The sequence below is a fragment of the Streptomyces rapamycinicus NRRL 5491 genome, from assembly GCF_024298965.1.
GTDB classification, from domain to species: domain Bacteria; phylum Actinomycetota; class Actinomycetes; order Streptomycetales; family Streptomycetaceae; genus Streptomyces; species Streptomyces rapamycinicus.
Window position 1 is genome coordinate 6,061,261 of the sequence record NZ_CP085193.1, and the last position, 26,406, is coordinate 6,087,666.

Below are 26,406 nucleotides of genomic sequence, written 5' to 3' on the forward strand. Positions count from 1 at the left end.
CGGCTGTTCCCGCTCATTCGACCAGCGCGTCCGGCTTTCCCTTGCTACGCGGCCGCTCGTCGACCATCTTGCCCCAGACGATCATCCGGTAGGTGCTGGTGAACTCCGGGGTGCAGGTGGTCAGCGTGATGTACCGCCCCGGTTCGGTGAAGCCGGAGCCGGGCGGCACCGGCTTGATGACGCCCGTGTTGGACGGCGACGTCTGCGGCAGGATGCTGCTCATCGCATAGGTGTAGTACCGGCTCTGCGTCTCGACAACGATCTCGTCGCCGGGCTTGAGGCGGTTGATGTAGCGGAACGGCTCGCCGTGGGTGTTGCGGTGCCCGGCGAGCGCGAAGTTGCCCTTCTTGTCCCACGGCATGGCGGTCTTCAGCGGGCTCTTGCCGTAGTGGCCGACCATGCCGCGGTCGAGGACCTTGTGCTTGTCGATGCCCTCCGCGATCGGGGCCTTCACATCCAGCTTGGGGATGTAGATGATCGCGAACCCCTGTCCGGGGGAGAAGGTGCCCGGATCGCGTTCGTCACCGCTCTCGTCCCACTTCTTCTGCAGGCTGTTCGCGGCGCCGTTGGCCTGCTGATGGGCAAGGATGTTCGTCCACCACAGCTGATAGGTGACGAAGAGCAGCATCACCACGCCGAGCGTGATGAACAGCTCGCCCACCACCCGGCTCGCCACCACCCCGGGGCTGTCCTTGCGCGCCCGCGCGGCGCGCCTGGCCTCCATACGGGTGCGGGGCCGGGCGTCCCCGGCGCTCCCCGCGACCTCCGCGGCCCGTGTGGCGTCCGCTTCCGCCGTGCCGCGCCGGGCGCGGGAGCCATGCTTTCCGGCGCGCTTCCCGGCCCCCTGGGCGGCCTTGCGGCGGGCGGCCCGGCCGCCGGGCGCGGGCTCGGGACCGCCGTCCGGGTCCGCCTCGACCTTGCGCAGCAACATGGTCTGGTCGGCGGGCGGTGCCTCCATTGCGCGCAGGGCGACCGTCTCGTCGTCGCCCCGGGGCGGCACCGGGGGCAGAACGGCCGTCTCGGCGGCCTCCGGGGCGGGTGCGGAGGCCTCGGCGGCCCGTGGGGACGTCTCGCCGGAGCGCGGGGACGGCCCCGGGACGCGGGTGGGTGGCTGAGCGGTGCGTGCGGCCCCTGAGGGCCCCGTGGGAGCCGTACGGGCGCGGCGACGCCCCGTGGGCGGCCCGGCGGCCTCAGCGGCCTCCTCCGGCCCCGAGGGGGCCGTACGGGCGCGTCTGCGCCCCGTGGGCGGCACGGCAGCCTCAGCCGCCTCCTCGCCCGAGGGGACCGCGCGGGCGCGGCGACGCCCCGTGGGCGACGCGGCCGCCTCGGCGGCCTCCTCCGGCCCCGCGGCGGCGGGGCGGGCGCGCCGCCTGCGGCCGGTGGGCGGCGGCACCGAGAGCGACGCGGTGCCCGTGGCGCGCCCCGTCGGTCCGGCCGGGGCGGAGTCCGGCAGGGGGTCCCGCAGGCCCTCCGCAGCCGCCGGGAACACGTCCGGGTCCCCATGGGCGCCACGCGCGCCAGGAGCGGCGTGCCGCTCATGAGACCCGTACGGCGCGTACGGGGCGGGCTCCCGGGCGCCCTGGGCGGCGCCCTCGCGCTCGGGGCGCGGTCCGGTCACTCGCCGGCCTTACCGCCGACCGCCCCGACCACCGGGGCGAGCCCCCCGGACCGCCCCACGGCATCCGTGTCCCCGCACTCCACCAGCCAGTTGGCGAGCATCAGGTGGCCCCATTCGGTCAGGACCGACTCGGGGTGGAACTGGACGCCCTCGACCCGCAGTTCACGGTGGCGCAGCCCCATGGCGATGCCGGTCTCCGTCCAGGCCGTGATCTCCAGCTCGGGGGGTACCGTCCCCCGTTCCACGGCCAGCGAGTGGTAGCGGGTGGCGGTGAAGGGGGTGGGCAGCCCGCTGAAGACGCCGGCCCCCTCATGGGTCACCAGCGAGGTCTTGCCGTGCAGCAGCTCCGGGGCCCGTCCGACGACGCCGCCGTACGCGACGGCCATGGACTGCATCCCCAGACAGACGCCGAACACCGGTACGCCGGTGCCCGCGCAGTGCCGCACCATGTCGACGCAGACTCCGGCCTCCTCCGGGGTGCCGGGCCCGGGCGACAGCAGGACCCCGTCGAAGCCGTCCTGGGCGTGGCCGAGGGAGACCTCGTCGTTCCGCACCACCTCGCACTCGGCGCCGAGCTGGTAGAGGTACTGGACGAGGTTGAAGACGAAGCTGTCGTAGTTGTCGACGACCAGGATGCGCGCGCTCATCGCGGACCCGCCATTCCCTGGTCGACCGTCACGTCGTTGAACGGCAGCAGGGGCTCCGCCCAGGGGAAGACGTACTGGAAGAGCACGAAGACGATCGCCAGAACCAGCACGAGCGAAATCAGCGCCCGCACCCATGCGTTACCCGGCAGATGCCGCCAGATCCAGCCGTACATGCCATCCCTACTCACCGATGACGAAGTCGATTGCAGCACCGGAGTGCAGCACCAGAGTAAGGGGCGAGGGGTGGGGCCGGAGGGTCAGCTGTACAAAGCCTTGGGCTTGCCTTGGGCTACGGATTGGGTCGCGTCGAGGTGTGCCCAGGTGATCAGCCGGTGGCTGTGGCCCCACTCCGGCTCACAGGTCGTCAGCGTGAGATAGCGGCCGGGGCGCCGGAAGCCGGACGCGCGCGGCACCGGATCGATCACCCCGGTGTCGGTCGGCAGGGTGCGGTAGGGCCGCCGGTCGACGCGGTAGGTGAACCAGGTGGTGCCGTCGGTCAGCACCACCGCGTCACCGGGGCGCAGCTCGGGGAAGTCCTTGAAGGGGTCGCCGTAGGTGCGGCGGTGCCCGGCGACGGCGAAGTTGCCGAGGGCGCCGAGGCGGGCGGTGCGGGAGTAGTGGCCGAGCCCCTTCTTCAGGGTGCCGGTGGCGGTGCCCTCCAGGACGGGCTTGGCCCAGTCCGCGCCGAACCGCGGGATGTACATGATCGAGAAGGAGGCGCCCGGCTCATAGCGGCGGGGCCGGGACGAGGGCTCGGCACCGGCGCTGACCGTGCCGGTGGCCCAGCGGTCCTGGAGGTGGTCGATCTCGCCGTCCATGGCGCGGTCGGCCCGTACGGAGGTCCAGTACAGGACGTAGACCACCAAAAGGATGATCAGGACTCCGACGGTGACGCAGATCTCACTGAGCGTCCTGACGATCAGCCGCGTTCTCATCGGCCCCCACTGTCCGCCCCGCTGACCCGGTGCCGCGCGCCGGTCCGCCGGTGCTATCCGATGGGCTGTGCCTGGTGCAGATCCACTGTGCCGGAGTAGCCGGGAAGAGTCACCGTGTCGTGCTGGTCGACTTTCCAGCCGAGGCCGTATGCGTCGACATAGCTGCGGTAGTTCTGGATCGCGGGCGAGGCGGCGAGGGCGGCGCCCAGCTTGTCCCGGTCACCCACGGCGGTGACCTTGTAGGGCGGCGAGTAGACCTGGCCCTGGAGGATCAGGGTGTTGCCGACGCAACGCACCGCACTGGTGGAGATCAGCCGCTGGTCCATGACCTTGATCCCCTCGGCGCCGCCCTGCCACAGCGCGTTGACCACGGCCTGGAGATCCTGCTGATGGATGACGAGATCGTTGGGCTGGGGGTCCGGGACGCCGGGGATCTGCGGGGTGGCGTTCGGCGGGGCGTCGGTGAGGGTGACGGTGAGCCCGGAGCCCTTGAGCTTCTTGGTGCCCGCGGTCTCCTCCAGCTCGGCCAGCTTGCGGCGCTCGGCCTGGGTGCTGCCGTTGTCCCGCCGGGCGAGGGCGTCGACCTCGGAGCGTATTTTGGCGGTGCTGTCGTCCAGGGTGCCGTTCTTACGGCTGCGCTCCTGGATGAGGTCGGAGAGCCGCAGCATCGATTCATCACTGCGGAGATTGGTGCCCTGGGCCGTGTTGAAACTGGTCCAGAAGATCACTCCGGCCAGTGCGAAGACCGCTCCGGTCAGCAGCCGTACGGGGCGGAAACGGGGGCGGCGGGACGCCGGGGTGGGGGAGTCAGCGGAATTGCTCAACGTACCCTTACTCCTTACGACGCCGCGGAAGGACTACGCTAACGGACGTGTGGGGGAGGGACGTGGTCCCCGTCGCTGTCCCGCCCCGGCGCCGTCCGTACACATCCCCGCGCGGTCACGCAGCGCATCGACAGGAGAGTTCCTCGTGCCGAAGTCACGGATCCGCAAGAAGGACGACTTCACGCCGCCGCCGGCGAAGCAGGCAGCCAGCATCAGTCTGAACAGCGGCCGCCGGTGGGTGGCGCCGCTGATGCTGGCCATGTTCCTGATCGGCCTCGCGTGGATCGTCATCTTCTACGTGACCACGGGGGACATGCCGGTCGAATCGCTGGGCAACTGGAACATCGTGGTCGGCTTCGGCTTCATCGCCGCGGGGTTCGTCGTCTCCACCCAGTGGAAGTGACCCGGCGGTCCCCACGCCCGTCCCCGGGTTGTCCACAGAGTTATCCACAGCCGGGGAAAACTCAGAAGATCTGTGGATAACCTCTGCCGTGTTGACGCCGGTGTGACCGGTGGCGGGCACCTGTTCGATCGTTCATACCCCCGCCTTCCTGCGAAAACGCAGGTCAGTCGGGGGGCGTACGCAAGTTCTCCACAGGTTGCGTAAGATCCGCCACACGCTGTGGACAACTGACCGGGTCCGGCTCTTCCCAGGTGGCCTATGGCCGACCGCTCATCGGTCGGCCGCTCCGCTCAGCCGATGAGCTTCGGCCGGCGGCTTCAGCCAGTGAGCTGCACCGTCCGGATCCACACCGTCGCGACGATCGCGAGCAGCACCAGGACGCAGGTCCCCCGCTGCACCAGCGCCCGCTTCTCCCGGGGCGCGTGCACCATCCCGTACGCCACCACCGTGCCCGCGACCAGGCCGCCGACATGGGCCTGCCAGGCGATGCCGGACCAGGTGAAGGTGAAGAGCAGATTCAGCGCCAGCAGCGCGATGACCGGCCGCATGTCGTAGTTCAGCCGGCGCATCAGCACGGCGGTGGCGCCGAGCAGGCCGAAGATCGCGCCGGAGGCGCCCAGCGACGGCTGGTTCTGCGCGGCCAGGAGATACGACAGCGCGCTGCCGCCCAGCCCCGACAGCATGTAGAGCACGATGAAGCGGACGCGGCCGAGCGCGGCCTCCAGCGGGCCGCCGATCCACCACAGCGAGAGCATGTTGAAGGCGATGTGCATCAGCTGCTGGTGGAGGAAGACCGAGGTCACCAGCCGCCACCACTGGCCCTCGGCGACGCCGACGATCTGCACCGTGCCGGGGTCGTAGGCCCGGCCGACCAGGTCGAGATCGTTCACCAGCCGGTCGCCCGCGGACAGCGCGGCGAGCCATACCGCGATGTTGATGGCCAGCAGGATCTTGGTGATCAGCCGGGGGTCCGAGGCCATCGTGCCGCCGGCCAGGGTGCGCGGCCGGGCGGCGCGCGGCGGGGGACCGGCGGCCGAGGCCCCGGACCCGGCGGACGCCCGTCCGCCCACACACTCGGGGCACTGGAACCCCACAGACGCGCTGATCATGCACTCGGGGCAGATCGGGCGCTCACAGCGGGTGCAGCTGATGCCGGTCTCCCGCTGGGGGTGCCGGTAGCAACAGACCGCCTGGTCCTCCATGGTGTCCCCTCGCCCCTTGTCCACTTCTGATCGGGCGTTCCCCCGCCCCGCTTGTTCACACGGACACTTGTTCACACGGACAAGCGGGGCATGAAAGTTCCCCGTACGGGTTCAGCCCCGTACGGATTCAGCCCTCGCGCGTCTCCACCACGACCGACTCGATGACGACGTCCTGGAGCGGACGGTCGGTGCGCGGGTTGGTCGCGGTGCCCGCGATCGCGTCGACGACCTTCTTGCTGCCCTCGTCGACGACCTCGCCGAAGATGGTGTGCTTACCGGTCAGCCACGCGGTCGGGGAGACCGTGATGAAGAACTGCGAGCCGTTGGTGCCCGGTCCCGCGTTGGCCATCGCCAGCAGGTACGGCTTGTTGAAGGCCAGGTCCGGGTGGAACTCGTCGCCGAACTCATAGCCGGGACCACCGGTCCCGTTGCCCAGCGGGTCACCGCCCTGGATCATGAAGCCACTGATCACCCGGTGGAAGACGGTGCCGTCGTAGAGCTTCTCCTTGGCCTTCTTGCCAGTGGCTGGGTGAGTCCACTCGCGACTGCCTTCGGCCAGTTCGACAAAGTTCTTGACCGTCTTGGGCGCGTGATTCGGCAGCAGCCGGACCACGATGTCGCCGTTGTTCGTCTTCAGGGTGGCGTATAGCTGCTCGGCCACGATCAACCTTCCATCGTTTTCACTTACGTCTCCTGATCCTCGCACGGACGCAAGGTGGACGAGTAGCCGCTGAGGCGGCGCCGGGCGCGCCGATCCGCGTGGTTTCCGCGAGAATCCTCCCTATGACCCAGATGCCCGATCACGCATGCTCGCCATGGATCGAACGGGCATCATCTCCACAAACAGGCATGATCTTTCTTGGGATGGAAACACGAAACTGGGCAAATAGAGCGCGCAACAAGAACGCACGACTCTGAACCCCGGAGCTTGACCACGCCACCGAGGAGGAGGATCCGGTGACCCGCATTGACAGCGTGCGAGCCGCGACCGGCACAGCCAAGGGCAGCGTCCTGCACGCCGCGGAGGCGGTGGCGCCCTATGCCGGCACGGCCAAGGACACCGCGACGCGCTACGCGCACGAGGCCCGCGTCCGGCTGGCGCCGAAGGTCTCGACCGCGGCACACCAGGCCCGGTGCACGGCCGGTGCCCAGTACCACGCCCATATCGCGCCACGGCTCGACCAGGCCCGCGGCACTCTGCCGCCGAAGGTGGACCAGGCCGCCACACGGGCCGCCAAGCGGACCCGTAAGGCGGCACGCCATGCCGCCGACTACACCGCACCGCGGGTGGAGCAGGCGATGGCCGGGGTGCGCGCCGCCGCAGGACCGGCGCGCGAGGAGGCGGCCGTCCGCACGGCGGCGGCCATCGCGGCGCTGCGCACCCATGTGACGGCCGCGGAGATCGAGAAGCTCGCCCGCAAGCACCGCCGCCGGGCCCGGGCCGCCCGCTTCGCCAAGCGGACGGCCTTCATCGGGCTGGTCGGCGCGGGTGTCTACGCCGCGTGGAAGTGGTGGGACAAGCAGGCCAACCCCGACTGGCTGGTCGAGCCCCCGGCGGCGACCGAGGTGGGCGACCGCGAGCGGATCTCGGCGGTGGACGGCAGCGATCAGGACGCCCTCGACCCCGAGGTGCAGGCCAAGCAGGCCGAGGCCGAGGCCCGCAGGGACGACGAGCGCTGACGGCGCCGCTCACGGCGCCCGGCGCAAACCCTCCACGAGGGGCGGGAGATCCCCTGATCTCCCGCCCCTCGTCCTCTGCTCCGGGACGGCTCCTCCTCCGGGACGGCCCCTCCTCCGGGGCCGCTCCGGCTCAGTCCACCGGGTCCTCCCCCTGGGAGCGGCGCTGCCGCCGCTCCAGGAAGATCTCGGTGAAGACCGAGACCTTGGCCCGCAGCGCCCAGGGGTCGAACGGCTTGGCCATGTAGTCCACCGCACCGGCCGCATAGCCCCGCGAGGAGTGCTCGGGATCGGAGCCCATCGCGGTGAGGAAGATGATCGGGATGTCGCGGTTACGGGGACGCCGCTTGATGTGGGCCGCTGTCTCATAGCCGTCCATCTCGGGCATCTGCACATCCAGCAGGATCACCGCGAAGTCGTCGTGGTCGAGCAGCGCCTTGAGGGCCTCCTGCCCGGAGGTCGCGGTCACCAGCTCCTGATCGAGCGTGGCCAGCACGGCCTCCATGGCCAGCAGATTGTTCTGCTGGTCGTCCACCACGAGGATCTTCGGCCGCGGCCCCATGGCCCGCTGGGGCGCCACAGGCCCCTCCCGTCCCATGGGCTCCTCCTCCTGCTGTGGCACCGCGGCCGGGCGCTGGGACTCCACCATGGCCAGCTGCCGCTCCAGGACCAGACAGCGGTCCTCCGCCAGCCGCCCCCGCAGCCGCACCTCGTCCAGCTCCTCGGTGAGCCGCCGCACCTCCTGCTGGAGCAGATCCCGCTCCTTGATCAGCTCCTCCCGGTCCGGGATGTCCCGCTCCAGCGCGTCCGCCCGGGCGCGCTCCGTCGCCCATGCCGCCTCGGCCTGGTTCAGCCGCACCTCGAGATCGGCGATGCGGTGCTTGAGGTCCAGCAGTGCCTCGCCCAGCACATCCTGGTGCGCCATGGAGACCCGTGCGTCCCGGTCGGCGTCGGCCAGCTGGATCTGCAGGATCTCCATGGCATGTCCGGGGGAGCGGCTGGTGCGGACCGCGGCCCGGTGCAGCTCCCGCACCAGCTCGATGGCGGCCGGGGTGGGGGCGACGCCCCGCCGCTCGGCGAGATCGGTGAACAGATCGAAGACGAACTCCCACGGCGGGATGCGGGTGCCGTTCAGGAACCGCGAGATGGTGCTCGGATCCCGGTGCCGCCGCACCGCGTATCTGCGCACCGAGACCCCGAGCCCCAGGAACAGCTTCCTCAGCTCCACAGCGAACGCCCGGCACTCCTCGGGCAGGTTCTCGCCCAGCGGATGCAGCACACTCATCCTGTCCCCCTGTACGGCGCACCGCGCCGATCAGACGACTCCCGGGCGATCTGCCCGAGTTGTGGAAAACACCCTGGAGCATCCCGCGGGTGTTGCGCCGGGCAATGACAAGAGTGGCAACACCGATATCAGAGGCGAAAACGGATCAGCCAGGACACCGGTCCGGCGTCCTGGCTGGTGGGGGCGGTGGAGCCTAGGAGAGTCGAACTCCTGACATCCGCCATGCAAAGACGGCGCTCTACCAACTGAGCTAAGGCCCCTTCGCCGATCAGGATACCTGGTACCGACCACCATTCCCGACCGGGTATCGCTCGCGCGTAGCGCTCTCCGTAGGATGCCACGCAAGATTCGCGGCAGCGAAGCGAAGGGGAGAGCGAGATGGACGCAACACAGCAGGATGCCACCGCGCGCGCACGGGAGCTTCAGCGCAGCTGGTACGGGGAGCCGCTGGGGGCGCTCTTTCGCCGTCTCATCGACGATCTCGGTCTGAACCAAGCCCGCCTCGCCGCCGTCCTCGGTCTGTCCGCGCCCATGCTCTCGCAGCTCATGAGCGGCCAGCGCGCGAAAATCGGCAACCCCGCCGTGGTCCAGCGGGTGCAGGCGCTGCAGGAGCTGTCCAGTCAGGCGGCCGATGGCAGGGTCAGCGCCGCCGAGGCCGCCGAGCGCATGGAGGAGATCAAGAAGTCCGCGGGCGGCTCGGTCCTCAACTCCACCCAGACCACGGCGAGCACGGGCGCCCCGACCGTACGGCGAGTGGTGCGCGAGATCCAGTCGCTGCTGCGGTCCGTGGCGGCCGCGGGGGACATCATCGATGCCGCCGACTCCCTCGCCCCCGCCCACCCCGAGCTGGCAGAGTTTCTCCGTGTGTACGGCGCCGGGCGGACCGCCGAGGCGGTCGCCCACTACGAGGCGCACCAGAGCTGACGGGCTGAACTGCTGACGAGTCGATGACGGGGCGGGCACGGCGCGATGGGTGAGATCTTCGCGGGCCGGTACGAGCTGGTGGACCCGATCGGGCGCGGGGGCGTGGGCGCGGTATGGCGCGTCTGGGACCACCGCCGCCGACGGTACGTGGCAGCGAAGGTGCTCCAGCAACGTGACGCCCATACGCTGCTGCGCTTCGTCAGGGAACAGGCCCTGCGGATCGATCACCCCCATGTGCTGGCACCGGCCAGCTGGGCGGCCGATGACGACAAGGTGCTGTTCACCATGGACCTGGTGGGCGGCGGCTCGTTCGCCCATCTGATCGGGGACTACGGCCCACTGCCGCCCCGCTACGTATGCACCCTGATCGACCAGCTGCTCTCCGGACTGGCCGCGGTGCACGCCGAGGGCGTGGTGCACCGGGACATCAAACCCGCGAACATCCTGCTGGAATCCACCGGGACCGGGCGGCCGCACGTCCGGCTGTCCGACTTCGGCATCGCGCTGACCAAGGGCGAGCCGCGCCTCACCGAGGCCAACTACGTGATGGGCACGCCCGGCTACTTCGCGCCCGAGCAGATGATGGGCGATGACCCCGACTTCCCGGCCGACCTCTTCGCCGTCGGGCTGGTGGCGCTCTATCTGATCACCGGGCACAAGCCGGACGGGGAGGCGCTCGTCAAGCTCTTCGAGCAAGGGGTGCCGAACGCGCCCACTGCGGTGCCCGAACCGCTGTGGCAGGTGATCGCGGGGCTGCTGCAGCCGGACCCCGAGAACCGCTTCCGCACCGCCACCGGCGCGCGGAAGGCGCTGGCGACCGCGGTCGACCTGCTGCCCGAGGCCGAGCTGGACGACGATGCCATCGAGGTCTTCGACCAACTCGGGCCGCTGCCCTCCGGGTTCGGCCCCGATGGCCCCACCCGACCGCGCCGCCGCCACGCGAAGGCCGACCCACCCCGGGGCAACGGCGCGGCGCCGGGCAGGCCCCAGTCCGCCGCCGACTCGGGCCCCGCCGACGAGACGGCCCCCGGCCCCGACGCGGCCGCTCCCCAGCAGCCGGCCGCCCCACGGCCGTCCATGTCCGACACCGGCAGCTTCACCCTCCCGCCGCCGCTCCCCCGGAACGATCAGTCCCGCGCCCCGCACACCGAGGCCCCCGGGTCTCTTGAGACCCCGTCTTCCGGCGCCCTGCCCGCCGAAGTCCGGCATCCCGAACCCCCCCCCCCCCAGACGCCCCTGAGCCGGACCCCACCGCACCAGACCCCACCGCCCCAGCCCGCGGGCCCACCGACGCCGACGCCCCCGCCGCCGACCGCACGGCCCGCGACTCCGCCCCCGCCGGTCCAGCGGCCGTCGATACCCCACCCACTGACCCCGCCGACCCCTTCGACGGCGGCCCCGATCCCACCGGCCCCACAGCCGCCCGTGCATCACCCGCACCACGCACAACAGCAGCCCCCACACTCCGTACCGCCGGTGCAGCACCCGCACCCGCATACGCCCACCCCCACTCCCGCTCCGAACGCGGCTCACACGCCGACACCAACGCCAACGCCAACGCCGACTCCGACTCCGACACCCACGCCGACTCCGACCCCGACACCGACGCCGCCCCCGCGTGACTTTCCCTCTACTCGTCCATACACCGCGGAGCGGCCGCGGGTTCCCTCAGCGACGCGACGGCGCCCCGGACCGTCCCGGAAAGCCACGCTCTCGATCCTGGTCGTGGCGGCGCTGTGCTTCGCCATCGGCGCATGGGCCCTGGTGGCAGCGGGCTGACCCCGCCCCAGGCCACAACGGGGAAACAGGCCCCAGACCCCAACTACCAAGCGGGCGGCGGCCCGTACCGCTGCCGCGCCGAGGCCCGCCGCCGGGCGGTGAGCGTCCACACCCCGAGCCCGAGCACCAGCACCGTCCCGGTGCCGATCCCCGCGTACCCGACCACCCGCAGCGCGTCCTTCGAGTCGGCGACGCCGGAGCCGGAACTCCCCATCGGGTCGCCGTCCGCCGCGAGCGGATGGCGCTTGGCCGCCCGACGGTCGGCCGCCGTCAGGCCGAACCCCGCCTTGACCGGGTCCTTGTCGTAGGCGGGCCCGCCGCGCGCGTCGCCCGCGACCCGTACCCGCAGCACCACCGGCACCGAGCTGTTCAGATGCGGTGCCACCTGCGGCGGGTTGACGGTGACCGCCAGGAAGTACCCACCGCTGAAGCTCATCGCGCGGACCGTGGAGCCGGTGTTCGCATACCGGTTTCCGTAGGCCACCGGCGCGGTGGCCACCTGGGTGCGGGGCGGCTCGCCGCTCTGTGCGGCGGGGGTGCCGCGCTTCGCGAGCCCGCGCGCCGGGTTGTAGGCGTGCAGCGCCAGGGCGCGGTCGAGCAGACGGGTGCTCTGGTCCTTGCCGTCGGCGGACAGTTCGGCGACGGCGGAGAGGCGCTGCCCCCAGTCCACGGGCACCCGGTAGAAGTGCGTCTCCCCCGGCGTGATCTCGTCCCTCCACACCCCGGTCCCCAGGGTCGGCGCGTCGGTGAAGCCGCGCCCGCCGCGCCTCGGCAGGGGGGTGCCGTCCAGCGGCTCGGGCGACGGCGAGCTCGAACTCCCCTCCGGGGCCGCCCCGGTGGCCCCGCCCTTCACCGGTGGCTCCACCATCAGCCGGAGCTCCACGGGCCAGCGCTCCTGGTCCGGTGACCCGTCCTGGCGCTCCACGGTCACCACATAGCGTCCCGCCTGGTGGCAGGAGGCCGGGCCGGAGTCGATCTGGCGGGAGGCGTAGTCGGCCAGGGGATAGGCCACACCGCTCGTCTCGATCTTCGGGGAGGCGGTGCCGCAGATGCCCCCGTCGGGGCTCTCCAGGGTCACCTTCACACCATCTCGGTACGAGGTCACCTCCGCGCCCGGCCGGGGTGCCGCGACCGCCGAGACATAGGCGGCTGACTTCGTGTCGAGCGTCACGCCGTAGAACCGCTTCTCGCCCGGCCCGACGCTGTCGACATAGGTGCGGCCGACCGCCAGGGAAGGGGCGCCCGCGTCACCGTCGGAGCCGGATATCCGGGTGCCGCGGGTCTCGTACGCCCGGGCTCCGGCGGCGCCGTCGGCGAGGGACGTGCCCGGTGCCGCGGCCACCGCGCACAGTGCCGCCGCCGCGGCGAGACCGGCCCTGACCTTGCGGCGGTCCTTCATCGCGCGTCACTCCTCGTCGTACCGGCCGGTCGGCCCGCTCAACCCCGGCCTGGTCGGGCTCGTTCGCCCCGGCCCGGCCGGCCCGCTCAACTTTGCCTGTGCAAGCTATTCGTTTGCGAGAGTGAAACACGAAGGCCCCCGTCATCCCATCCCCCCGACGCCCCCCGACATCCCGTCCCCGACGCCCCCGCCGCTTCCCCGCCACGGCGCCAGTAAAGCCGACGGGGCCCCGACCGCTCCAGCGGTCGGGGCCCCGTACCGGGACTGTTATAGGAGCTCACACACCCGAACCTGCGGGTACGGAGTCGGTCGCCTCCGTCCACAGATCCTGCTCGGCGCGATCCGCCTGGATCTGGCGGTACACGAGGAGCCCGCCGATGGCGGCCAGTGCGACCAGGAGCAGCTTCTTCACCGCGCTACCTCGTCTCTTTCTTGACGTAGGGGACCTCTGGCGCCCGATGATACACACCGACCGATACCGATCGGTGACCTATGACCGGCATTGGCCGATGAGAAACCGGGAAGGAAGCGGGGATCAACTCCCTGCCCCCCATACGACATCAGCCTGGACGAAGAAAATCTCCATCCAGGCTGATAGCGACGGTGGGGCTAACAGGACTTGAACCTGTGGCCTCTTCCTTATCAGGGAAGCGCTCTAACCGTCTGAGCTATAGCCCCGCGCTGCACCGAAAGATTAGCGCACCACCTGCCCCGTCCCAAAATCGGTAACCGGCGGCCCGCTACTCGTCCTCGGCCAGGGTCAGCTCGACGCCGCCCACGAAGCCCGCCGACAGGTTGTAGATGAAGGCCCCGAGCGTGGCCAGCGCGGTCGCCAGCACCACATTGATCACGGCGATGATCCCGGTGAACCCCAGGACACGCGGAAGCGACAGGAAGGACTGCAGGTCGAACCCGCTGCCCTTCTGCGACTCCGTGGCGTCGCTTATGGTGCCGCCCACCGCGCTGAAGACGCCCATGGCGTCCATGACCATCCACAGCACCGCCACCGCGATCACGGTGCAGATCCCCAGCGCGATCGCCAGCAGGAAGCTGACCTTCATGACCGACCACGGATCGACCCTGGCGACCCGCAGCCGCGCCTTACGGGTCCGCGGCGCCGGACGGGCCCCCACGGACGTACGAGGGCGCCGGACGGCCGTGGCGGCCTGCTGGTGCCCCGTCTGGGCGGCCTGGGCCGACTGGGCCGACTGCCCGGGCACCGCGGAGCCGCCCCGTCCGGCCCCGCCGCCGGGCGGCGGGGCGTATGCCTGCGGCGGGTGGTACGGCTGCGCGGGCTGGGCGGGGGCGGGACGCTCGTTGGGGAGCGGGCTGGAGTACTGGGGCTTGGGGTGCGGATCGCGCTGCGGTCGCAGCTTCCGGGTCTCGGTCACCGCCGCGGCGGAGTCCCCGGCCGGGGCACGGGCGCCGTCCCCAGCGGTGTGACCGCCCGTCGGGGCTCCCGATCCCGGACGCCCTCCGGCGTCCGCACCGCCGCCCGCGGCACCCGTGGCTCCACTCACGACTTACTCCTCGGTCTCGTCGGCCGGGGGCGCTGTGCCCTCGGCCGCCTCGGACTCGGCCTCCTCGGCTGGCGCGTTCACGGCCGCGGTTTCTTCCTCGACCTCTTCAGCCTCACGACCGGCCTCGGCGTTCCGGGCGATGCCGACGACGGCATCGCGCTTGCCCAGGTTGATCAGTTGGACGCCCATGGTGTCACGGCCCGTCTCCCTGACCTCATTGACCCGGGTGCGGATCACGCCACCGCTGAGCGTGATGGCGAGGATCTCATCGGTCTCCTCGACCACCAGCGCCCCGACCAGGGAACCGCGGTCCTCGACGATCTTCGCCGCCTTGATTCCGAGACCACCGCGCCCCTGGACGCGGTACTCATCGACATTGGTCCGCTTCGCGTACCCGCCGTCGGTGGCGGTGAACACGAACGTACCGGCCCGGACGACATTCATCGAGAGGAGTTCGTCCCCTTCGCGGAAGCTCATGCCCTTCACACCGGAGGTCGCGCGCCCCATCGGCCGCAGCGAGTCGTCGGTCGCCGTGAACCGGATCGACTGGGCCTTCCTGCTGATCAGCAGCAGATCGTCCGCGGAGGAGACCAGTTCGGCGCCGATCAGCTCGTCCTCGCGGCCGTCCTCCATCTCCCGGAGGTTGATCGCGATCACACCGCCCGAGCGGGGCGAGTCGTAGTCCTTCAGCGGGGTCTTCTTCACCAGGCCGGACTTGGTGGCCAGCACCAGGTACGGCACCGCCTCGTAGTCCCGGATGGCGAGAATCCGCGCGATCTTCTCATCGGGCTGGAAGGCCAGCAGATTCGCCACATGCTGGCCGCGCGCCTCACGTCCCGCGTCCGGCAGTTCGTACGCCTTCGCCCGGTAGACCCGGCCCTTGTTGGTGAAGAACAGCAGCCAGTGGTGGGTGGTCGAGACGAAGAAGTGGGAGACGATGTCGTCCTGCTTCAGCTTCGTCCCGCGCACGCCCTTGCCGCCGCGCTTCTGCGAGCGGTAGTCCTCGGTCTTGGTGCGCTTCACATAGCCGCCACGCGTGATCGTGACGACGATGTCCTCCTCGGCGATCAGGTCCTCGATGGACATGTCGCCGTCGAAGGGGACCAGCTTGGTGCGCCGGTCGTCGCCGAACTTCTCGACGATCGCGGTCAGCTCCTCGCTGATGATCTGCCGCTGCCGCTCGGGCGAGGCCAGGATCGCGTTGTACTCGTTGATCTTGGCCTGCAGCTCGTCATGCTCCTGGACGATCTTCTGACGCTCCAGGGCGGCCAGCCGCCGCAGCTGCATCTCGAGGATCGCGTTCGCCTGGATCTCGTCGATCTCCAGCAGGCCCATCAGGCCCTCGCGCGCGGTCTCCACCGTGTCGCTGCGCCGGATCAGCGCGATGACCTCGTCGATCGCGTCCAGGGCCTTGAGCAGACCGCGCAGGATGTGCGCCCGCTCCTCGGCCTTGCGCAGCCGGAAGCGGGTCCGGCGGACGATGACCTCGACCTGGTGGGTGACCCAGTTGCGGATGAACGCGTCCAGCGAGAGGGTGCGCGGCACGCCGTCGACCAGGGCCAGCATGTTGGCGCCGAAGTTGGTCTGCAGATCGGTGTGCTTGTAGAGGTTGTTGATGACGACCTTGGCGACCGCGTCCCGCTTGAGCACGATGACCAGGCGCTGGCCGGTGCGCGAGGAGGTCTCGTCACGGACGTCGGCGATGCCGCCGACCCTGCCGTCCTTCACCAGGTCGGCGATCTTCTGCGCGAGGTTGTCCGGGTTCACCTGGTACGGCAGCTCGGTGACCACCAGGCACTGCCGGCCCTGGATCTCCTCGACCTCCACCACCGCGCGCATGGTGATCGAGCCGCGCCCGGTGCGGTACGCCTCCTCGATGCCCTTACGGCCGACGACCAGCGCCCCGGTCGGGAAGTCCGGGCCCTTGATCCGGTCGATCAGGGCGTCGAGCAGCTCTTCCTGGGTGGCCTCGGGGTTGGCCAGGGCCCACTGGGCGCCCTCGGCCACTTCGCGCAGATTGTGCGGCGGGATGTTGGTGGCCATACCGACCGCGATCCCCGCCGAGCCGTTGATCAGCAGGTTCGGGAAACGGGCCGGCAGGACCGTCGGCTCCTGGTTGCGGCCGTCGTAGTTGTCCTGGAAGTCGACGGTCTCCTCGTCGATGTCCCGGAGCATCTCCATCGACAGCGGCGCCATCTTGCACTCGGTGTACCGCATGGCCGCCGCGGGGTCGTTGCCCGGGGAGCCGAAGTTGCCGTTGGAGTCGACCAGCGGCATCCGCATGGACCACGGCTGGGCCAGCCGCACCAGCGCGTCGTAGATCGACGAGTCGCCGTGCGGGTGGTAGGTGCCCATGACGTCGCCGACGACGCGGGCGCACTTGTAGAAGCCCTTCTCGGGGCGGTACCCGCCGTCGTACATCGCGTACAGCACCCGGCGGTGCACCGGCTTGAGGCCGTCCCGGACGTCGGGCAGCGCACGGCTCACGATCACGCTCATCGCGTAATCGAGGTACGAGCGCTGCATCTCCGTCTCTAGGCCGACCGGCTCGACGCGGAGGGCGGCGCCGTCGGCGAGCTCGTCGGGGGTCAGGTCGTCGGGCGTGTTCGGGGTGTTCTCGTCGGCCATTGCTGGTCAAAGTCCTTCTGTCGTCTGCGGCTGGGGGCCGACTCAGATGTCGAGGAAGCGGACATCCTTGGCGTTGCGCTGGATGAACGAGCGCCGTGCCTCGACGTCCTCACCCATGAGGACCGAGAACAGGTCGTCGGCCTGGGCCGCGTCGTCCAGCGTGACCTGGCCCAGAACGCGGTGGTCCTGGTCCATCGTGGTCACCCGCAGCTCTTCGGCGTTCATCTCGCCCAGACCCTTGAAGCGCTGGACGGAGTCGTCCCTGATGCGCTTGCCCTGCTCCCGGCCGGCCTGGATCAGCGCGTCCCGCTCCCGGTCCGAGTACGCGTACTCGACCTCGTCCCGGCCCCACTTGATCTTGTAGAGGGGCGGACGGGACAGGAAGACGTGCCCCGCCTCGACCAGCGGGCGCATAAAACGGAAGAGGAAGGTCAGCAGCAGGGTGTTGATGTGCTGGCCGTCGACATCGGCGTCCGCCATCAGAATGATCTTGTGATAGCGGAGCTTGGCGATGTCGAAGTCCTCGTGCACCCCGGTGCCGAAGGCGGAGATCAGCGCCTGGACCTCGTTGTTCTGGAGGATCTTGTCGACCCGGGCCTTCTCGACGTTGAGGATCTTGCCTCGGATCGGGAGGATCGCCTGGTACTGCGGGTTGCGGCCGGACTTGGCCGAGCCGCCGGCGGAGTCACCCTCGACGATGAAGATCTCGCACTTCGACGGGTCGTTCGACTGGCAGTCGCTCAGCTTGCCCGGCAGCGAAGCGGTCTCCAGCAGCCCCTTGCGGCGGGTCAGATCGCGCGCCTTACGGGCCGCGACGCGGGCCGTGGCCGCCTGGATGCCCTTGCGGACGATGTCCGCCGCCTCGTTGGGGTTGCGGTCCAGCCAGTCGGCGAGATGCTCGTTGACGATCTTCTGGACGAAGGTCTTGGCCTCCGTGTTGCCCAGCTTGGTCTTGGTCTGGCCCTCGAACTGGGGCTCGCCCAGCTTGACCGAGATGATCGCGGTCAGGCCCTCGCGGATGTCCTCACCGGTGAGGTTGTCGTCGCGCTCCCGGAGCAGCTTCTTGTCGCGCGCGTACTTGTTGATCAGGTACGTCAGCGCGGCGCGGAAGCCCTCCTCATGGGTGCCGCCCTCATGGGTGTGGATGGTGTTCGCGAAGCTGTAGACACCCTCGGTGTACTGCGCGTTCCACTGCATCGCGAGTTCGAGGGAGAGCATCCGCTCCTTGTCCTCGGCCTCGAAGCCGATCACCGTGGGGTGGACCAGCTCGCCCTTACGGGAGTTGAGGTAGGTGACGAAGTCGACGATGCCGCCCTCGTAGTGGTACTTCACGGAGAGCGGTTTGCCCTCCTCGTCCACATGTGCCTCGCGCTCGTCCGTCAGCGAGATGGACAGGCCCTTGTTGAGGAACGCCATCTCCTGGAAGCGCCGGGCCAGCGTCTCGAAGGAGTACTCGGTGGTCTCGAAGACGTCCGGGTCCGCCCAGAAGGTGACCGTGGTGCCGGTCTCCTCCGTGGCCTCGTTCCGGGCCAGGGGCGCGGTCGGCGCTCCCGTCTTGTAGTCCTGGGTCCAGCGGTAACCGTCCGTCCTGACCTCGACCGACACCTTCGACGACAGGGCGTTGACGACGGAGACGCCGACGCCGTGCAGACCGCCGGAGACGGCATAGCCGCCGCCGCCGAACTTGCCGCCCGCGTGCAGCACGGTCAGCACGACCTCAACGGCCGGCTTCCCCTCCGAGGGGACGATGCCCACGGGGATACCGCGGCCGTTGTCCACGACGCGGACGCCGCCGTCGGCGAGGATCGTGACCTCGATGGTGTCCGCGTGACCGGCCATGGCCTCGTCGACGGAGTTGTCGACGACCTCCTGGACGAGGTGGTGCAGGCCGCGCTCACCGGTGGAACCGATGTACATACCGGGTCGCTTGCGGACCGCCTCCAGCCCCTCCAGAACGGTGATCGCACTGGCGTCGTACGACGGCGGAGCCAGGGCCTCGCCGTCGGGCGTGGACGGGATGTTTTCGATGGGGTTGCCGGAATCGGCCACGAAGCGCCCTTTCTGGCACAGCACAAGCCGTCTCCGGGCAGGCGGGAGCGGCTGCGTCGTTCAACATGTGTCCGCAAGCGCTCGGTGCGCCAGCGGCGACGGTGTACGGCCCCAGTCTACCGGTAGCGCCGACAAGAATGGGGGCTTGCTGCCGCCTGAGTCCGCATGTGCCGCCCTGAACCGGCCGCCGCCGACTCCCCATATGCGGGGACGGGCTCCAAGAGGCTCACGCCGCCACTCAGCGCTTCGGGCTGTCAACCACCGGCTACCGTGACCGGGGTCTCAGCAGTCACCCTGTTACCGCCGGTTAACACAGGGCTCGAACCCCGGTCAGCCGTAGGTGTCCCCCGGGCCCGTGGAGCCCGGGGAACGCAGCGGGCCGTAGCGCCGGGGCGGGCCGCCGGGGCCCAGAACCTTGATCAGCTTCACCGTGCCCTGGCCCAGATCGGCGTTGAGCCGGGCCACGAGCTGGGGGGCGAGCAGCCGCAGCTGAGTCGCCCACGCCGTGGAGTCACAGCGCACCGTGAGCACCCGGGCGTCCTCGTCGTAGCGCTGGGGCTCGCAGTGCTGGGCCACCTCGGGGCCCACCATCTGGGGCCAGCGGCCCATCACCCCGCCGACCGCGGCCGGGGTCTCCCAGCCACGCTCGGTGATCAGCCGGTTGATCGCCGCACCGAGCGGAAGCGGATCGCGGCCATCGGCGCGCGCGCCGGAGCGCAAGCCCCCTCTGCGCGCCTGCTTCTTCTGCTGGGCCGCGGCTCCCCGGGCGCGCGCCTGCTCCTTGGCCGCGCGCAGCGCCACCCGCGCGAGATCGACCCCTGAGGGCTCCGGCACCGGCGGGGACCCGGGCGCCGCCGAGGGCAGCGCGGGCTGGTCCGTCCCGTCCGTCATACCCGCCGCACCTCGCCCTCGGACACCGCGAAGCGCGTACCGGCCAGCACATGCGGGACGTCGTCCTCCACCGCCGCGGTCACCAGCACCTGCTCCCCGGGGGCGACCAGCTCGGCCAGCCGCTCCCGGCGCCGCTCGTCCAGCTCCGCGAAGACGTCGTCGAGCACCAGCACCGGCTCGCCCGCCTCGGTGCGCAGCAGATCGTAGGAGGCCAGCCGCAGAGCGAGGGCGTACGACCAGGACTCGCCATGGCTGGCGTAGCCCTTCGCCGGGAGCCTGCCCAGCTTGAGGACCAGGTCGTCGCGGTGCGGGCCCACCAGCGTGACCCCGCGCTCGATCTCCTGCTTGCGGGCCTCGGTGAGGGCGGCCATCAGCAGCTCGTACAGCTCCTCGCGGCTGCCCGCACCGGCCGGCGCCTCACCGGCCGAGCCGCGGTACTCCAGCAGCACCGGGCCGCCGCCCGGGGCGAGCTGCTCGTACGCCTTGTCGGCGAGCGGCTGGAGCACGGAGATCAGATCGAGCCGCTGGGCGAGCAGCTCGGCACCGGCCCGGGCCAGATGCTGGTCCCAGACGTCGAGGGTGGACAGGGCCGCGTCGCCGCCCCCGCTGCGCGAGCCGTGGCGCCGGGCCAGGGCGGCGGTCTTCAGCAGGGTGTTGCGCTGCTTCAGCACCCGGTCGTAGTCGGAGCGGACCCCCGCCATCCGGGGCGCCCGCGCGGTGATCAGCTCGTCCAGGAACCGGCGCCGCTCGCCGGGATCGCCCTTGACCAGGGCCAGATCCTCGGGCGCGAACAGCACCGACCGCAGGATCCCCAGCACATCACGCGGCCTGACCTGCGACGATCGATTGATCCGGGCGCGATTGGCCCTGCCCGGGTTGAGCTCGAGCTCGATCAGCTGCTGCCGGTCCCCCTGGGCGACCGCGGCCCGGACCACGGCCCGCTCCGCGCCCATGCGCACCAGCGGGGTGTCGGAGGAGACCCGGTGGCTGCCGAGGGTGGCGAGATAGCCGACGGCCTCGACGAGATTGGTCTTGCCCTGGCCGTTGGGCCCGACGAAGGCCGTGACGCCCGGGTCGAGCGCCACCTCGGCCCGGGCGTACGAGCGGAAGTCGGCGAGCGAGAGATGCGTGACGTGCATAGTGGGCTGCGCCGACCTCCCCCGGCAGTACTGCTTGCTTCCGACCCCGAGGGGTGGTTACTTCTCGTTGCTCTCGACCGCGTGGCCACCGAACTGATTGCGCAGCGCGGCGACCATCTTGATCTGCGGCGAGTCCTCCTGGCGGGAGGCGAACCGGGCGAAGAGCGACGCGGTGATCGCGGGCAGCGGCACGGCGTTGTCGATCGCGGCCTCCACGGTCCAGCGGCCCTCACCGGAGTCCTCCGCGTAGCCCCGCAACCCGTCCAGGTGCTCGTCCTCGTCCAGGGCGCGGACGGCCAGGTCGAGCAGCCAGGAGCGGATGACCGTGCCCTCCTGCCAGGAGCGGAAGACCTCGCGGACGTCGGTGACCGAGTCCACCTTCTCCAGCAGCTCCCAGCCCTCGGCGTACGCCTGCATCATCGCGTACTCGATGCCGTTGTGGACCATCTTGGCGAAGTGGCCCGCGCCGACCTTGCCGGCGTGGACGGCGCCGACCTCGCCCTCGGGCTTGAGCGCGTCGAAGATCGGCTGGACCTGGGCCACATGGTCGGCGGCGCCGCCGTACATCAGCGCGTAGCCGTTCTCCAGACCCCAGACACCGCCGGAGACACCGCAGTCGACGAAGCCTATGCCCTTGGCGTTGAGCTGCTCGGCGTGGATCTCGTCGTCGGTCCAGCGGGAGTTGCCGCCGTCCACGACGACGTCGCCGGGCGACAGCAGCTCGGCCAGCTCATCGATGGTGATCTGGGTGGGGACGCCCGCCGGGACCATGACCCACACCACTCGCGGGCCCTTGAGCTTGTTGACGAGCTCATCGATGCTGTGGACATCGGCGACGTCCGGGTTGCGGTCGTATCCGATGACGGTGTGGCCTGCGCGGCGGATGCGCTCGCGCATGTTGCCGCCCATCTTGCCGAGGCCGATGAGACCGAGCTCCATCAGTGATCCTTTGTGCCGTAGTCCGTTGCGTTTCGCGGTGAATCCGAGCCTACGCCCGCGGGTAGCCGCACAGATGTGGGCTACACCCGCTCATCCGCTCGGCTTTCAGCCACTCAGTCGGACCGGCATGATCAGGTACTTGTACGCCTCGTCCGCCTCGGCGTCCATGGCGGGCTTGCCACTCAGCAGGGCGGGCTTGGTCGAGGTGGTGAAGGACAGCTGGGCGACCGGCGAGTCGATCGCGCTGAGGCCGTCCAGCAGGAACGTCGGGTTGAAGGCGATCGAGATGTCGTCGCCGTCGAGCTGGGCGTCCACCCTTTCCACAGCCTGTGCGTCGTCGCTGGACCCGGCCTCCAGGATCAGCACGCCCTGCTCGAAGGTGAGCCGCACCGGGGTATTGCGCTCGGCGACCAGGGCCACCCGCTTGACGGCCTCGACGAACGGGGCGGTCTCGATCACCGCGACCGAGTTGAACTCGGTGGGGAAGAGCGTGCGGTACTTCGGCAGGTCGCCCTCGAGCAGCCGGGTGGTCGTACGGCGCCCGGCGCCCTCGAAGCCGATCAGGCCCTCGCCCGCACCCGAGCCGGAGAGCGCGAGCGCGACGGTGTCACCGCTGGTCAGCGACTTGGCGGTGTCGAGGAGCGTCTTGGCGGGCACCAGCGCGACGGCGGAGATGTCGGGGGTCTCGGGCTTCCACAGGAACTCGCGGACCGCGAAGCGGTAGCGGTCGGTGGAGGCCAGCGTGACGGTGTCGCCCTCGATCTCGATCCGCACACCCGTGAGCACCGGCAGGGTGTCGTCACGGCCGGCGGCGATGGCGACCTGGGCCGCGGCGGCGGCGAAGACCTCACCGGGGACGGTGCCGGTCGCCGTCGGCATCTGCGGCAGCGTCGGGTACTCCTCCACAGGCAGGGTGTGGAGTGTGAATCGCGAGGAGCCGCAGACCACGGTCACCCGCACGCCGTCGCTGGAGATCTCCACAGGGCGGTTGGGGAGGGCGCGGCAGATGTCGGCGAGAAGGCGGCCGGAGACGAGGACCGTGCCGTCGTCCTCGATGTCGGCCTCCACCGAGACGCGGGCCGAGACCTCGTAGTCGAAGCCGGAGAGGCTCAGCGCGCCTTCCTCCGCCTTCATCAGGATCCCCGCGAGGACGGGCACCGGCGGTCGGGCCGGGAGGCTGCGGGCCGTCCAGGCCACCGCCTCCGCGAGTACATCGCGCTCCACCCGGATCTTCACCGTAAGCCGCCTCCTGCTGTTGCTGGCTCGCCCTGCTGGCCTTCGTCGTCGGCTGTGTTGCCGGAGACCAGTCTGACGCACGCCGCCGACAGTCGGTGCGGCTCGGGGTCAAGTCGGTGCGCGGGGTGTCGGGCGGCTCGGCCCGAGGTTGTGCACAGGCCCCACTTCGAAGCGGTTTCCTCGCTATCTCTATGTGGTCGTAGTAGTAGGCCCTGTGGAAACCGTGGAAAACTCAATCGGCCCTGGTCAGAGACCACTTTTTGTCCACCGGGCCTGTGGGTGGAGGCGGTGGACAACCAGGGCTTTCTGTGGATGCCGAAGAGTTCTGCACATGCGATGCACAGACATCGCCCGGTTCTCCCCAGCGTCGTCCCCAGTTTTACCCACCTTCCCCACAGCCCAACCCGCCTCTTCGGTGTGACGCCTTTCACTCAGCCGGGTGACCGTGGCCGTTTCGTTGCCGAACAGTGGACAGCGGTGTGGAGAAGCTGTGGGCAACGGGCCTTCGGCTGTGGGTTGCCGGTGGACAAGCTGACGCGCGGCCTGTGGGCATCTCGATCGTCCACAGTCTGTGGACTCCGGTTAGCCACAATTCCACAACCGGCTGACCTCGGAGGATCCCCTTCCCACCGGACAGCCTGTGGACGCGATCGGGACAACTCCCATGTCCCCAGGGTGTGGACGGTGGATGAGCTGTGGATCTGTGGAGAACCGGGCCGGCCGGACAGGGAATCGAACAGCCTCGTAGCGGTGAACGACGAGGGACGGCGACGTGACGAGGGGGACGACGAAGGGCGCCCCGGGAGATGTCCGTCCCGGAGCGCCCTTCAGCGGTTCGTGGTGGCCCTGCTGGCCCCTCTCAGCCGTTCTTGATGCGGTTGGTCAGCTCGGTCACCTGGTTGTAGATGGAGCGCCGCTCGGCCATCAGCGCCCTGATCTTGCGATCGGCGTGCATCACTGTCGTGTGGTCGCGGCCGCCGAACTGCGCGCCGATCTTGGGCAGCGAGAGATCGGTCAGCTCCCGGCAGAGGTACATCGCGATCTGCCGCGCGGTGACCAGCACCCTGCTGCGGGAGGCGCCGCAGAGATCGTCGACGGTGTGCCCGAAGTAGTCCGCGGTCGCGGCCATGATCGCGGTGGCGGTGATCTCCGGGGCCGCGTCCTCGCCGCCGGGGATCAGATCCTTCAGCACGATCTCGGTGAGCCCGAGGTCCACCGGCTGCCGGTTCAGGCTCGCGAAGGCCGTCACTCTGATCAGCGCGCCCTCCAGCTCACGGATGTTGCGGGAGATCCGCGAGGCGATGAACTCCAGCACCTCCGGCGGCGCGTTCAGCTGCTCCTGCACCGCCTTCTTACGGAGGATCGCGATGCGCGTCTCCAGCTCCGGCGGCTGCACATCGGTGATCAGGCCCCACTCGAAGCGGTTGCGGAGCCGGTCCTCCAGGGTGACCAGCTGCTTGGGCGGCCGGTCGGAGGAGAGCACGATCTGTTTGTTGGCGTTGTGGAGCGTATTGAAGGTGTGGAAGAACTCCTCCTGCGTCGACTCCTTGCTCGCCAGGAACTGGATGTCGTCGACCAGCAGGATGTCCATGTCGCGGTAGCGCTTGCGGAACGCGTCCGCCTTGCCGTCGCGGATGGAGTTGATGAACTCGTTGGTGAACTCCTCCGAGCTCACATAGCGCACCCGGGTGCCGGGGTAGAGGCTGCGCGCGTAGTGCCCGATGGCATGCAGCAGGTGGGTCTTGCCGAGCCCGGACTCGCCGTAGATGAACAGCGGGTTGTACGCCTTGGCCGGCGCCTCGGCGACGGCGACCGCCGCGGCGTGCGCGAAGCGGTTGGACGCGCCGATGACGAAGGTGTCGAAGAGGTACTTGGGGTTCAGCCGCGCGGTCGGCTCACCGGGGCCGGACGCGGGCGCGGGCTGAGCGGCGAGCGGGCCGGGGGCACCGGTCTGCGAGGGCAGCACGGGCGGTCCGCCGCGCGCGCGCTCGAGCGGGTCGGGCAGATCGTGGCGCTGCTCGTACGGCGGGCGCTCGGGGCTCGCCCCGGGGCGGGGGATGCCACCGGGACCGCCGCCGGGGCCGTGGCCCGGCCCGGGGCGCTCGGCGCCCGGTCCGCGGTAGTCGCCGCGCGGCTGCTCGTACGGCTGCTGGTCGTAGCCGGACTGCTGGTCGTAGCCGGATTGCTGGTCATAGCCGGACGGGGCGCGCTGGGAGGCGTACGGGTCGCTCTCCGGGAAGCCGCCGAGCCGGGGCTGCTGCCAGCCGTAGTCGTCACGGCCCCGCGGCCAGGCGCCCGGTTCGGGGCGGGACTGCTGATACCCGGGGTACGCGGGGCGGGCCGACGGAAGATCGTCCGGCGCCTGGCGGCCATAGCCGTCCCGGCCGTCGTAGCCCTCATAGGACTCGCGCTGCTCGCGCTGCGGCTGCGGGGGCACGATCGGCTCGCCGGCGGACTCGTCCACGGTGATCGCGATGCGGATAGGACGGCCGCACTCCCGGCTCAGCGTTTCGCTGACGACTGGGGCCAGCCGGCCCTCCAGTACGCCCTTGGCGAATTCGTTGGGGACGGCGAGCAGCGCGGTGTCGGCGACGAGCGCGAGGGGCTGGCACCGCTTGATCCAGTGCTCGTCCTTGGCCTCGACGCCTTGTCCGCCCTGCCCGGAGCCCTCTCCCAGCAGCCGCTCGAGCACACGTGGCCACACTGCGGCAAGATCGGCGGGTACGTCAGCCACAGGGCACGCTCTCTCACTCGCTGGGTGGGGGACGCCGACAGGTCCCACGAATGTGTGGTTCTCGGGACGGGCGTGAAGGAATCGGAGCCCAGCCACGGTAGTCAGGCCGGGGTACAGGGTTCAAGTCGTTGTCCACAGGGTGTGTACAAATGTGCCATGCGATGTCGCCGGGCGTTCCCTTGCCCCTAGGCTGTGGGGGCATAGCGCGCTGTCAGGGTGTCGGCCACCGGTTTGACCGGATGGCGTAACCGCGCGTACCGTAACCAGGTCGAGTTGTCGATGGCTGCTGCCGCCTGCCTCCGATGGGCAAGGATTCACGGGCTGATGATCCGTGGTCGTGAAGCGGTGCACTCGGGCGTATTGCGAGCTACTCGTGGGCGCACGGTGACAGCCAAGCGATAGACCGCCACCATCCGATTCATTTCTGGAGCCCCCGAGTGAGCAAGCGCACCTTCCAGCCGAACAACCGTCGTCGCGCGAAGACCCACGGCTTCCGGCTGCGGATGCGCACCCGTGCCGGCCGCGCGATCCTCGCGTCCCGCCGTAGCAAGGGTCGCGCCCGCCTGTCGGCCTGAGC

The 26,406-nt window shown here is 70.3% G+C and carries 23 protein-coding genes and 2 tRNA genes; 5 read left to right on the top strand and 20 right to left on the bottom strand.

Annotated features, from left to right (window positions below; all coding sequences use genetic code 11):
• Positions 1–13: 13 nt before the first annotated feature.
• From LIV37_RS25330 to LIV37_RS25350, 5 genes are all read right to left on the bottom strand, one after another.
• Entirely contained in the window at positions 14–1,618 is a 1,605-nt protein-coding gene (locus LIV37_RS25330; protein ID WP_121824527.1) for a class E sortase, read from the bottom strand.
• Positions 1,615–2,265 (bottom strand): aminodeoxychorismate/anthranilate synthase component II, encoded by a 651-nt coding sequence (locus LIV37_RS25335; protein WP_020869945.1) that lies wholly within the window; start codon positions 2,263–2,265, stop codon positions 1,615–1,617. The genes LIV37_RS25330 and LIV37_RS25335 overlap by 4 nt, the downstream gene beginning before the upstream one ends.
• A complete protein-coding gene (locus tag LIV37_RS25340; protein ID WP_020869946.1) occupies positions 2,262–2,438 on the bottom strand; it encodes a hypothetical protein in 177 nt (58 codons plus the stop codon). The genes LIV37_RS25335 and LIV37_RS25340 overlap by 4 nt, the downstream gene beginning before the upstream one ends.
• 84 nt (positions 2,439–2,522) lie before the next feature.
• Complete coding sequence (locus LIV37_RS25345) at positions 2,523–3,200, bottom strand: class E sortase (RefSeq protein ID WP_020869947.1); 678 nt, start codon at positions 3,198–3,200, stop codon at positions 2,523–2,525.
• 53 nt (positions 3,201–3,253) lie between these two features.
• Positions 3,254–4,024 (bottom strand): DUF881 domain-containing protein, encoded by a 771-nt coding sequence (locus LIV37_RS25350; RefSeq protein WP_020869948.1) that lies wholly within the window; start codon positions 4,022–4,024, stop codon positions 3,254–3,256.
• A 145-nt stretch (positions 4,025–4,169) separates the two neighbouring features.
• Here LIV37_RS25350 and crgA point away from each other — a divergent pair, with 145 nt between their 5' ends.
• Positions 4,170–4,427, top strand: coding sequence for a cell division protein CrgA (gene crgA / locus LIV37_RS25355; RefSeq protein WP_020869949.1), 258 nt, complete (start codon positions 4,170–4,172; stop codon positions 4,425–4,427).
• Positions 4,428–4,744: 317 nt separating this feature from the next.
• Here crgA and LIV37_RS25360 read toward each other — a convergent pair whose 3' ends face one another.
• Together LIV37_RS25360 and LIV37_RS25365 are read right to left on the bottom strand one after the other, a co-directional pair.
• Positions 4,745–5,629 carry a rhomboid family intramembrane serine protease gene (locus LIV37_RS25360; RefSeq protein ID WP_020869950.1) on the bottom strand — a complete coding sequence of 295 codons (885 nt, stop codon included), beginning with the start codon at positions 5,627–5,629 and terminating at the stop codon, positions 4,745–4,747.
• 127 nt (positions 5,630–5,756) lie between these two features.
• Complete coding sequence (locus tag LIV37_RS25365; RefSeq protein WP_121825279.1) at positions 5,757–6,290, bottom strand: peptidylprolyl isomerase; 534 nt, start codon at positions 6,288–6,290, stop codon at positions 5,757–5,759.
• Positions 6,291–6,586: 296 nt separating this feature from the next.
• Between LIV37_RS25365 and LIV37_RS25370 the strand changes: the two genes are divergently transcribed.
• Positions 6,587–7,309 carry a DUF5324 family protein gene (locus LIV37_RS25370; RefSeq protein ID WP_020869952.1) on the top strand — a complete coding sequence of 241 codons (723 nt, stop codon included), beginning with the start codon at positions 6,587–6,589 and terminating at the stop codon, positions 7,307–7,309.
• Between the two features lie 130 nt (positions 7,310–7,439).
• On the opposite strand, the gene LIV37_RS25375 is transcribed toward LIV37_RS25370, so the two are convergent.
• The gene (locus tag LIV37_RS25375) at positions 7,440–8,591 is read right to left on the bottom strand and encodes a response regulator (protein ID WP_121824526.1); all 1,152 of its coding nucleotides are present in this window, start codon (positions 8,589–8,591) and stop codon (positions 7,440–7,442) included.
• 187 nt (positions 8,592–8,778) lie between these two features.
• Positions 8,779–8,851, bottom strand: a tRNA-Ala gene (locus LIV37_RS25380).
• A gap of 118 nt (positions 8,852–8,969) precedes the next feature.
• On the opposite strand from LIV37_RS25380, the gene LIV37_RS25385 reads away from it, so the two are divergent.
• Positions 8,970–9,515 (top strand): helix-turn-helix domain-containing protein, encoded by a 546-nt coding sequence (locus LIV37_RS25385; RefSeq protein ID WP_020869955.1) that lies wholly within the window; start codon positions 8,970–8,972, stop codon positions 9,513–9,515.
• A gap of 45 nt (positions 9,516–9,560) precedes the next feature.
• Positions 9,561–11,294, top strand: a complete 1,734-nt coding sequence (locus LIV37_RS25390; RefSeq protein ID WP_254807114.1) for a serine/threonine-protein kinase — start codon at positions 9,561–9,563, stop codon at positions 11,292–11,294.
• A gap of 43 nt (positions 11,295–11,337) precedes the next feature.
• Here LIV37_RS25390 and LIV37_RS25395 read toward each other — a convergent pair whose 3' ends face one another.
• The 11 genes from LIV37_RS25395 to dnaA form a co-directional block, all read right to left on the bottom strand.
• Entirely contained in the window at positions 11,338–12,693 is a 1,356-nt protein-coding gene (locus tag LIV37_RS25395; protein WP_020869957.1) for a hypothetical protein, read from the bottom strand.
• A 277-nt stretch (positions 12,694–12,970) separates the two neighbouring features.
• Positions 12,971–13,105 carry a DLW-39 family protein gene (locus LIV37_RS25400; protein ID WP_003958712.1) on the bottom strand — a complete coding sequence of 45 codons (135 nt, stop codon included), beginning with the start codon at positions 13,103–13,105 and terminating at the stop codon, positions 12,971–12,973.
• A gap of 192 nt (positions 13,106–13,297) precedes the next feature.
• Positions 13,298–13,371, bottom strand: a tRNA-Ile gene (locus LIV37_RS25405).
• Between the two features lie 62 nt (positions 13,372–13,433).
• The gene (locus LIV37_RS25410) at positions 13,434–14,213 is read right to left on the bottom strand and encodes a DUF3566 domain-containing protein (RefSeq protein ID WP_254807115.1); all 780 of its coding nucleotides are present in this window, start codon (positions 14,211–14,213) and stop codon (positions 13,434–13,436) included.
• Positions 14,214–14,216: 3 nt separating this feature from the next.
• Positions 14,217–16,841 carry a DNA gyrase subunit A gene (gene gyrA, locus LIV37_RS25415; RefSeq protein ID WP_020869959.1) on the bottom strand — a complete coding sequence of 875 codons (2,625 nt, stop codon included), beginning with the start codon at positions 16,839–16,841 and terminating at the stop codon, positions 14,217–14,219.
• Between the two features lie 42 nt (positions 16,842–16,883).
• Entirely contained in the window at positions 16,884–18,914 is a 2,031-nt protein-coding gene (gyrB, locus tag LIV37_RS25420) for a DNA topoisomerase (ATP-hydrolyzing) subunit B (RefSeq protein WP_020869960.1), read from the bottom strand.
• A gap of 306 nt (positions 18,915–19,220) precedes the next feature.
• A complete protein-coding gene (locus LIV37_RS25425; protein WP_020869961.1) occupies positions 19,221–19,781 on the bottom strand; it encodes a DciA family protein in 561 nt (186 codons plus the stop codon).
• Positions 19,778–20,920, bottom strand: coding sequence for a DNA replication/repair protein RecF (recF, locus tag LIV37_RS25430; RefSeq protein WP_020869962.1), 1,143 nt, complete (start codon positions 20,918–20,920; stop codon positions 19,778–19,780). The genes LIV37_RS25425 and recF overlap by 4 nt, the downstream gene beginning before the upstream one ends.
• Positions 20,921–20,977: 57 nt before the next feature.
• On the bottom strand, positions 20,978–21,859 hold the full coding sequence (gene gnd / locus LIV37_RS25435; protein WP_020869963.1) for a phosphogluconate dehydrogenase (NAD(+)-dependent, decarboxylating): 882 nt from the start codon (positions 21,857–21,859) through the stop codon (positions 20,978–20,980).
• A 105-nt stretch (positions 21,860–21,964) separates the two neighbouring features.
• Positions 21,965–23,095, bottom strand: a complete 1,131-nt coding sequence (gene dnaN / locus LIV37_RS25440) for a DNA polymerase III subunit beta (RefSeq protein ID WP_020869964.1) — start codon at positions 23,093–23,095, stop codon at positions 21,965–21,967.
• Between the two features lie 859 nt (positions 23,096–23,954).
• Entirely contained in the window at positions 23,955–25,829 is a 1,875-nt protein-coding gene (gene dnaA, locus LIV37_RS25445; protein WP_121824525.1) for a chromosomal replication initiator protein DnaA, read from the bottom strand.
• A gap of 437 nt (positions 25,830–26,266) precedes the next feature.
• Between dnaA and rpmH the strand changes: the two genes are divergently transcribed.
• Entirely contained in the window at positions 26,267–26,404 is a 138-nt protein-coding gene (gene rpmH, locus LIV37_RS25450; protein WP_003956500.1) for a 50S ribosomal protein L34, read from the top strand.
• The last annotated feature ends 2 nt before the right edge of the window (positions 26,405–26,406 follow it).